Origin of the sequence: Rhodococcus sp. 06-235-1A, from assembly GCF_002258785.1 — a bacterium.
Lineage (GTDB): Bacteria > Actinomycetota > Actinomycetes > Mycobacteriales > Mycobacteriaceae > Rhodococcoides.
Map to the genome: position 1 here is coordinate 147,570 of NZ_NOYI01000033.1, position 13,710 is coordinate 161,279.

A 13,710-nucleotide genomic window follows, 5' to 3' on the forward strand; every position below is an offset into this window, starting at 1 on the left:
CTGGTGATCGAACTGTAAACGCCCAACTCGGTTCGGTCAACAGACTGTACGATCGCGTCATGGCACTCGGAATCGACTACGCCCGCCAGGACTGCTCCCTGGCCCGTGCCCTCGAACTCGTCGGCGAACGATGGACGATGCTCATCGTGCGCGACTGCTTCTTCGGCGTCCGACGCTTCGGAGACTTCCAGGTCCACCTCGACATCTCCAAGGCGGTCCTCGCGCAACGACTGGGCGCACTGGTCGACGCCGGGCTGCTCGAACGGCGAGCTCGGACCGCCGAGGGCGGACGCGACGATTATGTCCCGACCGCCGCCCTCGAACGACTGTGGCCGGCCGTGTTCGCGCTGAGCTACTGGGGTGAGGAACAGACCGCAAAACCTGCAGGGAGGCGTCGACGATTTCTGCATGCGCCCTGCGGAACCGACCTCGGACCACTGGGCACGTGCCCCGAATGCGGAGTTGCACCCGGGCCGCACGACATCGACACCGACATCGGCCCGGGCTACGACCCCGACACCCGATCCGACGAGGTGTCGATGCAGCTGCGCACCCGTCGACGCTTGCTCACGCCTCTGCGGTGAGCGAGGTGCGTCAGTTCGGGACGTGAGCCTCGTGGCCGAGTTCACGCAACGCCGCTCGGAGCTTGGCCGCCGCCTCGTCCTGCGACTCCGCCGACGGATTCGGGTCGGCACCGGAGATGTCGAAGTTGCCCATGTCGTAAGCCGGAAACACATGGAGATGCAGGTGCGGTACCTCGAGCCCGGCGATCAGCAGACCTGCGCGGGGTGCGTCGAAGGCAGTCCGGACGGCCTGGCCGACGATCTGCGCAACGGCAGTGATCTTGGCGAACACGGCACCGTCGACGTCCTGCCACTGGTCGATCTCCTCACGCGGAACCACCAGCGTGTGTCCCTGCGTGACCGGCGCGATCGTCAGAAATGCGACGACGTCGTCGTCCTGCCAGACGAAACGTCCCGGGATTTCGCCGGCGATGATCTTGCTGAAAATGGAAGCCATGGGAACAGGATGCCCTACCCGATTCGAGAGGCTCCGCTCACGGCCGCGGCTCCCAGGTGATTGCCAGGTCCGTCGCAGGGTGGGTCCAGCTCCGGACCCGATTCTGGTCCACATGACAACGAATTCCCTCGCACGAGCAGCAGGCCAGCGGCCCGGCTCGAACGCCACGGCCACGCTCGAGGTGGTCATCCCGGTCTACAACGAAGAGGCAGACCTCGAACAGTGCATTCGTCGTCTCCACGAGCATCTCGAGGACCGAATCCCGTTCCGGTCGCGCATCACCATCGCCGACAACGCCAGCACCGACGCCACTCTCGCTGTGGCGCATCGACTCGCCGACGAGATCGAGGGAGTTCGGGTCCATCACCTGGACGAGAAGGGCCGAGGACGCGCGCTCAAGGCCGTCTGGATGGCGTCCGACGCCGATGTGGTGGCCTACATGGACGTCGATCTCTCCACCGATCTGAACGCGTTGATGCCGCTGATCGCACCCCTGATGTCGGGCCACTCGGACCTCGCCATCGGATCGCGGCTCAACCGGTCGTCCCGGGTGGTCCGCGGTGCCAAGCGCGAATTCATCTCGCGCAGTTACAACCTCATACTGCGCACCTCTCTACGCGCGCGCTTCTCGGATGCGCAATGCGGGTTCAAAGCCATGCGCACCGATGTCGCCCGACAGCTGTTGCCGCTCATCGAAGACACCGGATGGTTCTTCGACACCGAATTGCTGGTCATCGCAGAGAAAGTCGGCCTGCGCATCCACGAGGTGCCCGTCGACTGGGTCGACGACCCGAACAGCAGCGTCAACATCGTCGACACCGCCGTCAAAGACCTGCAGGGATGTTGGCGGGTGGGCCGTGCCCTGGCAACCGGTGTACTGCCGGTCGCCGAACTGCGTCGAAGCCTGGGACGGGAGCCGCTCGTGCCCGGTGTGCCGCACGGAATGATCAGCCAGATGGTGCGATTCGGCATCATCGGCGCCGCCAGCACCATCGCCTACGCTCTGCTGTATCTCGTGCTGCACTCGCTGATCGGCGCACAGGCGGCGAACTTCTTCGGGCTACTGATCACCGCCGTCCTCAACACCGCGGCCAACCGCGCCTTCACCTTCGGCGTACGCGGATCGGATGGTGCGGGCAAGCACCAACTGCAGGGACTGGCGATCTTCGGCTTCGCCCTGCTCGTCACCAGTGGATCGCTCGCGGTACTGCACGCCTGGGTGCCCGATGTGTCACGGCACGTCGAGCTGGCCGTACTCATCGTCGCCAATCTCGTTGCCACCGTGTGCCGATTCGTCGCACTGCGGTGGGTCTTCCGTAGCGCCCAGTCGGCCGATTTCCAGTCCGCCGGTGCGGAGAAGAATCTGTGACGACGACGATCGAACGCCCCTCCGCGGACGCCTCTGCCGCACCCATCGCTTCCCCGCGCTGGGAGTGGATCGGTCTCGTCGCGCTGCTGGTCGGCACCGGCGTCGCCTACATCTGGGGCCTCGGTGCCTCGGGGTGGGCGAACTCCTTCTATTCCGCTGCAGTACAAGCAGGTTCGGTGTCGTGGAAGGCATTCTTCTTCGGGTCCTCCGATGCCGCCAACTCGATCACCGTCGACAAGCCCCCGATGTCGTTGTGGCTCATGTCGTTGTCGGTACGCATCTTCGGACTCAACACCTGGGCGATGCTGGTGCCCCAGGCTCTCCTCGGGGTCGCCTCGGTGGCTCTGCTGCGCGCCACCGTCAAGAGACGCTTCGGGGGCGCGGCCGGTCTGCTGGCGGGACTGGTGCTCGCGGTGACTCCGGTTGCCGCCCTGATGTTCCGGTTCAACAATCCCGACGCGCTGCTCGTGCTGCTGATGATCGCGTCGGTGTGGGCGCTGCTACGAGGCGTCGAGACCGGAAATATCAAGTGGCTGTTGATCACCGGCATGTTCGTCGGATTCGGCTTCCTCACCAAGCAGCTGCAGGTGATGCTCGTCGTACCACCGCTGGCGTTGACCTACCTGATCGCCGGACCGCCGAAGTTTCTCACCCGGCTGATGCAGTTGTTCGGTGCACTCGGCGCGATGATCGTCGCGGCCGGATGGTGGATTCTGATCGTGGAATTCTGGCCGGCGTCGTCGCGGCCGTGGGTCGGCGGTTCGCAGAACAATTCGATTCTCGAACTCACGCTCGGCTACAACGGATTCGGTCGTCTCAGCGGCGACGAAACCGGAAGCGTGACCCCCGGCCGTGGCGGCATGGGCGGCGACATGGCCGGGGGCATGGCGGGCGGGATGCCCGGTGGTATCTGGGGCGAGACCGGCATCTTCCGCATGTTCGACGCCTCCCAGGGCGGCCAGATCGCCTGGCTGATTCCGGCTGCGTTGATTCTGCTCGTCGTCGGACTCGTGTTGCGCGGCAGGTCACCTCGAACCGACGGGCAGCGAGCCTCGCTGATCGTCTGGGGTTCCTGGTTGCTTGTCACCGGCGTGACCTTCAGCTTCATGGCCGGAATCTTTCACTCGTACTACACCGTTGCGCTCTCGCCCGCGGCCGCTGCTGTCGTCGGCATCGGCAGCGTGCTGTTGTGGCGGCGACGCGATACGTACTGGGTACGCATCGCGATGGCCGTCGCGGTGGCGTCGACCGTGGCGATGGCGTGGGTGTTGCTGCATCGCAGCGAGAGTTTCGTGCCGTGGTTGAAGTGGGCGATTCCATTCGTCGGAGTTCTCGCGGTCGTCGCGCTGCTGATCCCGGCCCTGACTCGTGGACGGCTGGCGGCAGCCTCGATCCTGGCGGTGATGTTCGCCGGGCTCGCCGGGCCGACGGCCTACGCAGTCGACACGATCGGCACTCCGCACACGGGGTCCATCGTCTCGGCCGGACCCAACACCGGCATGCGCGGATTCGGCGGAATGGGCGAGGGCCGCCGAGGCCAGGGCGGTATGCCGGGTGGGATGCAGCTACCTGCCGGTGTCCAGCTGCCGGCGGGGATGCAGCCACCGGCGGGATTCCCGGGTCAGGCAGGGTCTCCCGGCCAGATGCCCGGTGGTGCCGAGATGGGTGGCATGGGTGGTCTTCTCGAAGGCAGTAAGCCGACCGCCGCGATCACCGAGATGCTCGAGCAGGACGCAGGTTCCTACACCTGGGTGGCAGCGGCCATCGGAGCCAACACGGCGGCCGGCTATCAATTGGCCACCGAGGAACCCGTCATGCCCGTCGGTGGGTTCAACGGCACCGACCCGTCGCCGACTCTCGCCGAGTTCCAGCAGTACGTCGCCGAAGGGCAGATTCACTACTTCATCGGCGGCGGAGGGATGCCGGGAATGCAGTCGGGCACCTCGGCGGAAATCTCCGCCTGGGTGACGGAGAACTTCACCGCGACCACGGTCGACAACGTGACGTTCTACGACCTCACCCAGTAACACCGGACCACCACGAAAGAGCCCCGCACCATGACAGGTGCGGGGCGCTTTCGCGTCGAGCAGATAGTCTGATGCACTGTGCGCGTACTAGTCATTGGTTCCGGTGCTCGTGAGCACGCCCTTCTACTTGCGTTGAAGGCCGATCCGTCGGTCGAGAAGCTCTTCGTGGCTCCCGGCAACGCAGGTACCGCGAAGCTTGCCGAACAGCACGCGGTCGACGTCGCCTCCGGTGAGGCGGTGACCGCGCTGGCGAAGAAACTCGACGCCGATCTCGTCGTCATCGGACCCGAGGTGCCCCTGGTTCTCGGGGTCGCCGACGCTCTCCGCGAGGCAGGCATCGCCACATTCGGTCCGTCCGCCGACGCCGCTCGCATCGAAGGATCGAAGGCATTCGCCAAGGACGTGATGGCAGCGGCCGGTGTGCGGACCGCGCACAGCGAAATCGTCGACTCACCCGCTCTGCTCGACGCAGCCCTCGACCGCTTCGGCCCCCACTGGGTCGTCAAGGACGACGGTCTCGCTGCTGGAAAGGGTGTCGTCGTCACCACCGATCGCCTCATCGCGCGTGATCACGCCGCCGAGCTCCTCGAGAACGGCCACCCGGTTCTACTCGAATCGTTCCTCGACGGACCCGAGGTGTCCCTGTTCTGCCTCGTCGACGGCGAGACCGTGGTGCCGCTGCTGCCCGCGCAGGACCACAAACGCGTCGGCGATGGAGATACCGGACCCAACACCGGCGGCATGGGCGCGTACACCCCGCTGCCATGGTTGCCCGAGGGCGCGGTCGAGGAGATCGTGCGCGATGTCGTCGAACCCGTTGCCGCCGAGATGGTGAAGCGCGGCGTGCCGTTCTCCGGTCTGCTGTACGCCGGTCTGGCGATGGGTGCCGACGGCCCGGCCGTCGTCGAATTCAACTGCCGCTTCGGCGATCCCGAGACCCAGGCAGTGCTCGCGCTGCTCGAGTCGCCCCTCGGTGAGGTACTGAACGCGACGGCAACCGGCACTCTCGCGTCGCTGCCGCCGCTGAGCTGGAAGGACGGCGCGGCCGTCACTGTCGTCATCGCTGCCGAGAACTACCCCGGTCGACCGCGCACCGGTGACGAGATCCTCGGCTCCGACGGCGCAGGCGTCCTGCACGCCGGTACCGCAGTAAAGGACGGTGTCGTCGTCTCTGCGGGCGGACGCGTGCTGAGCGTCGTCGGCACCGGATTCGACCTCACCGCCGCCCGCGACGACGCTTACTCCCGTATCGCGGGAATCCGCTTGCCGGGCAGTCACTTCCGCACCGATATCGGCCTGGCTGCGGTGGAGGGTCGCATCTCGCTGTAGGTGCACTGAGTGTCCAAGGTCGGTCGCGGCTGAGTCGTCGAGGCCGGTCGTCGGGGCAAACGCGCGCGCATTCGTCGGATGCGAGCGGAATCGCCAGGCCATTTTGCGCGCACCTGACAAACGCGCGCGCGTTTGCGAGGGCAGAGGTACCGAGCGTCCCAGGATCGGTAGGGTCGAGACAATGCACAGTGAATCGCAGCGATCGATGGTCGAGCCGTTCCATGTGATGGATGTGTTCGCCGCGGCGGCCGAGCGGGCGCGCACTCACGGCGATGTGCTCTCACTCGCAGCAGGTCAGCCCTCCACGCGCGCACCCGAGCCGGTCTTGCGCGCCACCCGCGAGGCCCTGGATGCGCAACTGCTGGGGTACACCGAGACGCTGGGGATTCTCCCGCTGCGTCGCGCAATCGCCGACTACCACAGCGCGCGGTACGGCATCACGGTCGACGCCGACGACGTCGTGATCACCACCGGCTCCTCGGGCGCGTTCACGTTGCTGTTTCTCGCTGCGTTCGACGCGGGGGACACCGTCGTCATGGCCAGGCCGGGCTATCCGGCGTATCGAAACACATTGGCGGCGTTGGGCTGTCGAGTTGTCGAACTGGACTGTGTGGAAGAGACGCGGTTCCAGCCGACCGTCGCGATGCTCGAGGAGCTGCCCGAGCCGCCCGCGGGGCTCATCATCGCGAGCCCGGCCAACCCCACCGGCACGATCATCGATCCCGATGAGCTGGCCGCGATCGCGCGCTGGTGCGACGAGCACGAAACTCTGCTGATCTCGGACGAGATCTACCACGGCATCTCGTACGGCGATGCGCGTACGTCGAGCGCCTGGCAGACGTCGAAGGAATCCGTCGCCATCGGTTCGGTGTCGAAGTACTTCTCGATGACCGGTTGGCGGCTGGGGTGGATGCTGCTGCCGAGGCGATTGCGCAGAGCCGTCGAGCGATTGGCGTCGAACATGACGGTGTGCCCACCGGCGATCTCGCAGGTTGCCGCCATCGCCGCGTTCACCGAGGAGTCCCGCATCGAGTTGGATTCTCACGTCGAGCGCTACGCCGTCAACCGCCGAATTCTGCTCGACGGTCTGCCGGCCATGGGCATCACCGACCTCGCGCCTGCCGACGGTGCCTTCTACGTGTACGCCGACATTGCGCACCTGACGGACGACTCGCGGAGTTGGTGCGCGCGAGTGCTGTTCGAGACCGGTGTCGCACTGGCACCGGGCGTCGATTTCGACACCGTACGCGGGAACCACACTGTGCGATTCTCGTTCGCAGGCACCACTTCCGACGTCGAAGAGGCGTTGGAGCGACTACGTCGCATGTGAGTGTTTCCTCGTAGCGGAACACGAGTTTCCATTCACATGCGGCGCAGCCGCTCCAGCACCTCGGAGATATCGGCGGCATCGACGTCGCGATGGGTCACGAAGCGCACCTTGCCCGCGACGGTCACCGCAGCGATGCCCAGCTGAGCGAGCTCGGTGACCGTCGCCGCCGGGTCGGGGACGGTTGCGAGCACGATGTTCGTCTCCGGTTCCGGCACGTCCCAGCCGCGCTCCCGCAGTCCGCGGGCGAGGGTCGACGCGTTGGCGTGATCCTCGGCCAGATCACCGATTCGATCCAATGCGACGAGCCCGGCCGCGGCCAGGATTCCACCCTGACGGACGCCGCCGCCCAACATCTTTCGGACGCGTCGGGCCTCGTGGATTCGCGCGGAATCGGAGACGAGCATCGAGCCGACGGGTGCGCCGAGGCCCTTGCTCAGGCACACCTGCACCGTGTCTGCACCGGCAGCGAGCGACGCGACCGGAACATCGAGGGCCACAGCGGCATTCCACAGTCGAGCGCCGTCCAGGTGCACCTTCAGTCCGCAATCACGTCCGGCGGCAACGAGATCCGACCACTCGTCCGGTCCGAACACGGTACCGCCGGCGAAGTTGTGGGTGTTCTCGAGCGAGAGCAGCGTCGTCCGCAGCGCGAAGTACGGCCCTGCGCCACCGGCTTTCGCGCGAACAGTCGACGCGAGGGGACGCCCGGGGCCGCCGTCGTGGGGGAGGGCGTCGGGCATCCCTCCCGCCAACCATGCAGCAGTACCGAGCTCGGACCCCAACACATGGGCGTGCTCGGGTGCCAGGAAACGATCGCCGCGCTGCAGATGCAACATCAGCGCGATGATGTTGCCCATCGACCCCGACGGGACCCACAGCGCCGACTCGAATCCGAGCAGGCCTGCGACTGCCTCTTCCAATGCCGCCATGGTGGGGTCGTGATCGAGGACGTCGTCGCCCACTTCGGCGTCGGCCATGGCTTTTCGCATGACCGAATCGGGTCGGGTGATGGTGTCGGAGCGAAGGTCGATCGTTCGATGTGCCACGAACACTGACAATTCCATAGCGCGAAAGCAGTCCGACGAACGGCCTCGAGCTGGCACGATGACTTGAATGTCCGCAGGTCCGACCGAGTCGCAGCACAAGGTGTCGGGTGCGACTCCGAAGGGGGTGCGCCGCCGGCAGGCACTGGCGTCGGCCGCTGCGGACCTCCTCGTCGAGGGCGGATTCGACGCGGTTCGGCACCGATCCGTGGCCTCGCGAGCCGGGCTTCCGCTGGCGTCGACCACCTACTATTTCGAGTCCCTCGGCGACCTGGTCGCCGCGGCAGTCGACGTCGTCGGCACCCGCGAGATCGACGTGATGCGCGGCCGCATCGAGGACGAGGGCAAGTGCTCGAACGAAATGGAATCGACGGTCGACCTCATCGTCGACCTGCTCATCGGGCCACAGGACGGCCACGAGCAGCTGATCGCGCGATACGAACGCTTCATCGCCTCGGCCCGGCATCCCGAACTGCGAGAGGTTCAACTGCGGCTGCGCGCCCAGATCGACGATCTGCTCACCGACGTACTGCGCAGATCGGGCCGAACCGTGCAGGAAGAGCAGCTGCGACGCCTCGTGGCAGTGGTCGACGGAGCCGTCGTGGGAGCGCTCAGCGAAGTGGATCCCGACCCCCGCCACATGGCGCGGAGCATGCTCCTGGCCGTCATCGACATCGTGGCACCGGCGGCACAGGTACCGGCCGATTGACTACTGGTCGGTCTCGCCGGAGTCTGCGTCGTGGATCGGTGGCACCTCGCACACACCGTCCGTGCAGACGAGGCCGTGTTCGTCGCCGACGATCTCCAAAGGACCGCTCATGATTCGTCAGCGGCCTTCTGCAGGACGTCGGAGAACACCGACGGGTCCTGCGCGCCCGACACACCGAACCGTCCGTCGATCACGAAGAACGGCACACCGCTGATCCCGTAGGCGATGGCCTGCTCCTTGTCCGCGCGCACTGCAGGCAGGAACTCCTCGGACTTCAGCGCCTCGACGGCCTCGCCGCGGTCCAGGCCGACCTCCGCGGCCAGGTCGGCGAGGTCATCGGTGCGGCCGACGTGGCGACCCTCCTCGAAGTAGGCCGCCAGGAGCCGTTCCTTCATCTCGACCTGCTTGCCCTTCGACTTGGCGAAGTGCAGGAGTTCGTGCGCCTTGACGGTGTTGGTGTGCTGCAAGGCGTCGAAGTCGTACGCGAGCCCCTCGCCTGCGGCCAGCTCGGTCATCTGCCCCAACATCTGGGTGACCTGGGCGGCCGGCATACCTTTGTGGGAGACGAGAAAATCGACCTCGCTGCCGTCGAAGTCGACCGGTGTGTCGGGTGCCAGCTCGAACGAGTGGAACTCCACCTCGAGCGTCCCAACCCCGGCGGTGAATTCCGCGGCGCCTGCCTCGAAACGGCGCTTACCGACGAAGCACCACGGGCATGCGATATCGGACCAGATGTCGACCTTCACTGTTCGGCTCACGACGCCTCCAACAGCGAAATGCGCAGCGGTTATTCCACGCGGCGTCGACGGGCGAACGAGACGCGTGCACGAACGCGGGCGGTCGGTGGTGCAGTCCTTTCCGAAAGAGTGCGGTCGTCTTCCGAGACCGACAACCGCGCCACGTAAGCTGGACGCTCGTGAGCATCCCGAATGTCCTGGCCACCCGTTACGCGAGTCCCGAACTGGTAGAGCTGTGGTCGCCGGAGCACAAGATCGCCCTGGAACGCCAACTGTGGATCGCCGTGCTGCGCGCGCAGTCCACCCTCGGAGTCGACGTTCCCAACGCTGCGATCGCCGACTACGAAGCCGTCGTCGACCAGGTGGATCTCGCGTCGATCGCCGAGCGTGAGCGCGTCACGCGGCACGACGTCAAGGCCCGCATCGAGGAGTTCAACGCCCTCGCCGGCCACGAGCACATCCACAAGGGACTCACCAGCCGCGACCTCACCGAGAACGTCGAGCAGCTGCAGATTCTGCGCTCGCTGGAACATGTGCACGCGCACGGCGTCGCCGTGGCCAAGCGATTGGCCGAGCGCGCTGCCGAGTACTCCTCGCTGGTGATGGCTGGTCGCAGCCACAATGTCGCAGCTCAGGCCACCACGCTGGGCAAGCGTTTCGCGTCCGCGGCGGACGAGCTGCTGTTGGCGTTGGCCCGGGTACAGGAATTGATCGCGCGTTATCCGCTGCGCGGAATCAAGGGCCCGATGGGCACCTCGCAGGACATGCTCGACCTGTTCGGCGGCGACTCCGCCAAGCTCGTCGCGCTCGAGCGCATCGTCGCCGATCACCTCGGTTTCCGGCACACCTTGACCAGCGTCGGCCAGGTCTACCCCCGATCGCTCGATCACGAGGTCGTCTCCGCGCTGGTCCAGATCGGTGCCGGCCCCTCCTCGTTCGCCCATACCGTTCGCCTGATGGCAGGCCACGAACTCGTCACCGAAGGCTTCCAGCCGGGCCAGGTCGGATCGTCGGCGATGCCGCACAAGATGAACACCCGCTCGTGCGAACGCGTCAACGGCCTGCAGGTGGTGCTGCGCGGCTACGGCTCGATGGCCGCCGAGCTCGCCGGAGCGCAGTGGAACGAGGGCGACGTCTTCTGTTCCGTCGTGCGCCGTGTCGCGCTGCCCGACGCCTTCTTCGCCATCGACGGTCTCATCGAAACGTTCCTGACCGTGCTCGACGAATTCGGCGCGTACCCGGCCGTCATCGCGAAGGAACTCGACCGCTACCTGCCGTTCCTCGCGACGACCAAGGTCCTCATGGCCGCTGTGCGCGCGGGTGTCGGCCGCGAAACCGCGCACGAGGCTATCAAGGAACATGCCGTCGCCGTCGCTCTGGCGATGCGTGAACAGGGGCAGGAGCCCGACCTGCTCGACCGCCTCGCCGCAGACGATCGACTGCCACTCGACCGCGCTGCCCTCGATGCTGCACTGTCCGACAAGACGGCCTTCATCGGTGCGGCCGACGCCCAGGTCAGTGCTGTCGTCTCGGCCGTGGAGCGGTTGATCGCGAAGTTCCCCGCCGGAGCGTCCTACAGCCCGTCGCCCATTCTGTAGTCAGGAGAGGACGTCGGGGAGGTCGGCGACCGAGTCGATCACGTGGTCGGGTTCCATCGCGAATTCGTCCGTGATGCGTCGGTCGAGTACGTCCTGACGGAATTTCCCGGTACGAACCAGGACTCCCGTCATTCCGACGACCTGGGCGGCGAGCACGTCGTTGTCGAGGTCGTCGCCGACCATCACCACATCGTCCGGGTCGACGCCCATCCGCTCCGATGCCGTCCGGAAGCCCAGTGGCGCGGGCTTTCCGATGGCCTTTGCGGTATGGCCGGACGCCTGTTCCATTCCGGCGAGATACATGCCGGTGTCGATGCGCAGCCCGGCTCCCGTGCTCCACATCAACGACCGATGCATCGCGACGACGGGTATGCCGCGACACAGCCAGTCGTAAACGCGGCTGAGCCGCTCGTGGGTGAATTCGGGACCGGCACCACCGACGACGACGACGTCGGGATCCTCGGACGTCTCGTCGACGAACTCGATGCCCGGCATGTCGCCCGCGATCTCGCCGTTGTTGATCAGGACCACCCGCGCGTCGGGATAGTTCTCGCGTAGATGATCCGCGGTGAGCGACGCGGCCGTGACGATCTCGTCGGAATGGACGTCCAACCCGACATCGCGCAACGCCGTCGCGATCTGCTCGCGCGTCTTCGAGGTCGTGTTGGTCAGGAACGCACGGGCAATGTCTTTGCTGTCCAGAAACTTCAGCGTTTCCGCGGCTCCGGGCACCGCCTGCCACGACGTCACCAGAACGCCGTCGATGTCGAAGAGAACCCCGCCGATACCCATCGGCAAACAGTAGTCTCCGGGTCCGGTCACCGCAGCGTCAGCGGGCCAGCGCCTACGCTCGGGGACTGTGAATCCATACACAATCTTCGCCGAGATCATTGCCGGCACGGCCGAGTCCTCCCGTGTCCACGAGGACGAGACAGTGGTCGCGTTCATGGACATTCGGCCGCTCACCACCGGGCATGTGCTCGTGGTACCCAAGCAGCAGTATCGAACTCTGGCAGAGTTGCCGCCGGAGGTCGGGGCTCACCTGTTCGTCGTCGGGCAGAAGGTGGCTGCAGCCGTGCGCGCGAGCAATCCACGTGTCGCCGGGGTCAATCTCTTTCTCGCCGACGGCACGGTGGCAGGTCAGGAAATCTTCCACGTGCATCTGCACGTCATCCCGCGCATGATCGGCGACGGCTTCGGCCTCCGAGCTCGACCGTCGTCGCCGCAGCGATCCGAACTCGACCGACTGGCGGCCGAGATCGCAGCTGCCCTGTAGTGATCACGACCGAACAGAACGGGACCACCGGCAGTGGTGCGCCGGTGGTCCCGTGAGTGTGCTCGACACGACTACTCGGCAGTGACCTTCTGTGCCTTGGACAGCGCGTCCGCGTAGACGTCGATCGTGTTGGTGTAGCGGCTGTAGCTCTTGTTGGCGCCGTAGTCCCAGAGCACCATCTGTTGCTTGTCGACGGCGGCAATGGTGTCGAAACCGGGGTAGCGGCTCGGAATGTCGGCAAGCTTCACATCAGCTGCGTTGGCAACGTCGTGGTAGACGAATGCGACATCGGCATCGACACTGGACACGTTCTCCCACGACACCTTCTTCCAGTACCCGTCATCGGTGCCGTCGGGCGTGTACATCTTCAGGCCCCAGCTTCGGTAGTCGCTGAAGTCCGGATCCGCGGACGGATCGAGGACGTACGCGACATCGAGGGGCCAGACTCCGACTCCGGTGAGGTCCTGCCGTTCGGAGGCAACCTTCTTGAAGTTGTCGACGGCAGCGTCATATTCGGCCTTGATGTCTACCAGTTGCGGGGTGTCGAGGTCGACGCCGAGCGAGGAGGCGAGTCCGGCGTAGTTCTCGATGGTCTTCGCGGTCGAAGTCGTGTCCAAGGTGACCCCGAGAGTCGGAGCGAGCTGATCGATCGTGTCGGCCTTGGACGAGTCGGCCGTGGTGGTCAGCTTGCCGAATTGGCCGAATCGTGGGTTGAACTCACCGATGACGAGATCCGGTTCGAGGCCGGCGGCCTTCTCGAAATCGAATGTGCCCCAGCTCTCGCCGACCGATTCGATGCCGGTGAGGTCGGAGCAACTCAGAATGGGGCTGGTGCCCATCGGAGTCGTCGACCAGATGGCGATCGGCTTGATTCCGTAGGACATCAGCGCCGCGGCCGATTCTTCGTCGGCGATGATTCTGGTCGGTTGTGAATCGAGCGAAATGGTCCGTCCGCGGCCGTCGGTGTACGTGAACGGTCCTGACGCTCGGTCGACTGCGTCGACGCGGTCGTTCTCCCCGCACGCGGCTGGGTTCGCGTTCAGGTCGACGACCTGGGTGCTGGAACTTCCCTGCTCTGCGGTGTCGCTGCTACACGCTGCGGCAGCGACGAGTACGAGGACCGAGACGCCCCCGACGAGGACGCGTGGTGGGGCTCCGAGCAGGCGTGCGCTGCGGTGTCGATGAGAAAACATGAGTCACTTCCGTCGTGGTCTGTTGGTTCGAGGTCCCGGGCGGTGGTGCAGGTGCCGTCCACTTCGGCTCGCCGACAGA

At 65.9% G+C, this 13,710-nt stretch carries 13 protein-coding genes; 8 read left to right on the forward strand and 5 right to left on the reverse strand.

Translation table 11 applies throughout. The features are described from left to right. The first annotated feature begins 59 nt into the window (after window positions 1-59). Window positions 60-584 carry a winged helix-turn-helix transcriptional regulator gene (locus CH275_RS27690; RefSeq protein ID WP_094681337.1) on the forward strand — a complete coding sequence of 175 codons (525 nt, stop codon included), beginning with the start codon at window positions 60-62 and terminating at the stop codon, window positions 582-584. Between the two features lie 10 nt (window positions 585-594). On the opposite strand, the gene CH275_RS27695 is transcribed toward CH275_RS27690, so the two are convergent. Beyond that, window positions 595-1,020 (reverse strand): HIT family protein, encoded by a 426-nt coding sequence (locus CH275_RS27695; protein WP_094681338.1) that lies wholly within the window; start codon window positions 1,018-1,020, stop codon window positions 595-597. A gap of 112 nt (window positions 1,021-1,132) precedes the next feature. Between CH275_RS27695 and CH275_RS27700 the strand changes: the two genes are divergently transcribed. The 4 genes from CH275_RS27700 (at window position 1,133) to CH275_RS27715 (ending at window position 7,075) form a co-directional block, all read left to right on the forward strand. After that, entirely contained in the window at window positions 1,133-2,389 is a 1,257-nt protein-coding gene (locus tag CH275_RS27700) for a bifunctional glycosyltransferase family 2/GtrA family protein (protein WP_094681339.1), read from the forward strand. Further along, on the forward strand, window positions 2,386-4,416 hold the full coding sequence (locus CH275_RS27705) for an ArnT family glycosyltransferase (protein WP_094681340.1): 2,031 nt from the start codon (window positions 2,386-2,388) through the stop codon (window positions 4,414-4,416). The genes CH275_RS27700 and CH275_RS27705 overlap by 4 nt, the downstream gene beginning before the upstream one ends. 78 nt (window positions 4,417-4,494) lie before the next feature. Continuing rightward, entirely contained in the window at window positions 4,495-5,745 is a 1,251-nt protein-coding gene (gene purD / locus CH275_RS27710; RefSeq protein WP_094681341.1) for a phosphoribosylamine--glycine ligase, read from the forward strand. A 181-nt stretch (window positions 5,746-5,926) separates the two neighbouring features. Next, window positions 5,927-7,075 carry a pyridoxal phosphate-dependent aminotransferase gene (locus tag CH275_RS27715; protein ID WP_094681342.1) on the forward strand — a complete coding sequence of 383 codons (1,149 nt, stop codon included), beginning with the start codon at window positions 5,927-5,929 and terminating at the stop codon, window positions 7,073-7,075. A 32-nt stretch (window positions 7,076-7,107) separates the two neighbouring features. Here CH275_RS27715 and CH275_RS27720 read toward each other — a convergent pair whose 3' ends face one another. Continuing rightward, complete coding sequence (locus tag CH275_RS27720) at window positions 7,108-8,121, reverse strand: GntG family PLP-dependent aldolase (protein WP_256991251.1); 1,014 nt, start codon at window positions 8,119-8,121, stop codon at window positions 7,108-7,110. Between the two features lie 67 nt (window positions 8,122-8,188). Between CH275_RS27720 and CH275_RS27725 the strand changes: the two genes are divergently transcribed. Beyond that, the gene (locus CH275_RS27725; RefSeq protein WP_094681344.1) at window positions 8,189-8,827 is read left to right on the forward strand and encodes a TetR/AcrR family transcriptional regulator; all 639 of its coding nucleotides are present in this window, start codon (window positions 8,189-8,191) and stop codon (window positions 8,825-8,827) included. A gap of 107 nt (window positions 8,828-8,934) precedes the next feature. Here the strand turns inward: CH275_RS27725 and CH275_RS27730 are convergent, their stop codons facing one another. Next, complete coding sequence (locus CH275_RS27730) at window positions 8,935-9,585, reverse strand: DsbA family oxidoreductase (RefSeq protein WP_094681345.1); 651 nt, start codon at window positions 9,583-9,585, stop codon at window positions 8,935-8,937. A 158-nt stretch (window positions 9,586-9,743) separates the two neighbouring features. On the opposite strand from CH275_RS27730, the gene purB reads away from it, so the two are divergent. Next, window positions 9,744-11,162 carry an adenylosuccinate lyase gene (purB, locus tag CH275_RS27735; protein WP_094681346.1) on the forward strand — a complete coding sequence of 473 codons (1,419 nt, stop codon included), beginning with the start codon at window positions 9,744-9,746 and terminating at the stop codon, window positions 11,160-11,162. On the opposite strand, the gene CH275_RS27740 is transcribed toward purB, so the two are convergent. Beyond that, on the reverse strand, window positions 11,163-11,954 hold the full coding sequence (locus CH275_RS27740) for an HAD-IIA family hydrolase (protein WP_094681347.1): 792 nt from the start codon (window positions 11,952-11,954) through the stop codon (window positions 11,163-11,165). Between the two features lie 67 nt (window positions 11,955-12,021). Between CH275_RS27740 and CH275_RS27745 the strand changes: the two genes are divergently transcribed. After that, window positions 12,022-12,438, forward strand: coding sequence for an HIT family protein (locus CH275_RS27745; RefSeq protein ID WP_094619418.1), 417 nt, complete (start codon window positions 12,022-12,024; stop codon window positions 12,436-12,438). 71 nt (window positions 12,439-12,509) lie between these two features. Here the strand turns inward: CH275_RS27745 and CH275_RS27750 are convergent, their stop codons facing one another. Further along, complete coding sequence (locus tag CH275_RS27750) at window positions 12,510-13,631, reverse strand: ABC transporter substrate-binding protein (protein ID WP_094681348.1); 1,122 nt, start codon at window positions 13,629-13,631, stop codon at window positions 12,510-12,512. Between the last annotated feature and the right edge of the window lie 79 nt (window positions 13,632-13,710).

What these genes read in the sequence shown, in the direction of transcription:
- CH275_RS27690 (WP_094681337.1), top strand. Translation starts at nt 60, where the DNA reads ATGGCACTCGGAATCGACTACGCCCGCCAGGACTGCTCCCTGGCCCGT.
- CH275_RS27695 (WP_094681338.1), bottom strand. Translation starts at nt 1,020, where the DNA reads ATGGCTTCCATTTTCAGCAAGATCATCGCCGGCGAAATCCCGGGACGT.
- CH275_RS27700 (WP_094681339.1), top strand. Translation starts at nt 1,133, where the DNA reads ATGACAACGAATTCCCTCGCACGAGCAGCAGGCCAGCGGCCCGGCTCG.
- CH275_RS27715 (WP_094681342.1), top strand. Translation starts at nt 5,927, where the DNA reads ATGCACAGTGAATCGCAGCGATCGATGGTCGAGCCGTTCCATGTGATG.
- CH275_RS27725 (WP_094681344.1), top strand. Translation starts at nt 8,189, where the DNA reads ATGTCCGCAGGTCCGACCGAGTCGCAGCACAAGGTGTCGGGTGCGACT.
- CH275_RS27740 (WP_094681347.1), bottom strand. Translation starts at nt 11,954, where the DNA reads ATGGGTATCGGCGGGGTTCTCTTCGACATCGACGGCGTTCTGGTGACG.
- CH275_RS27750 (WP_094681348.1), bottom strand. Translation starts at nt 13,631, where the DNA reads ATGTTTTCTCATCGACACCGCAGCGCACGCCTGCTCGGAGCCCCACCA.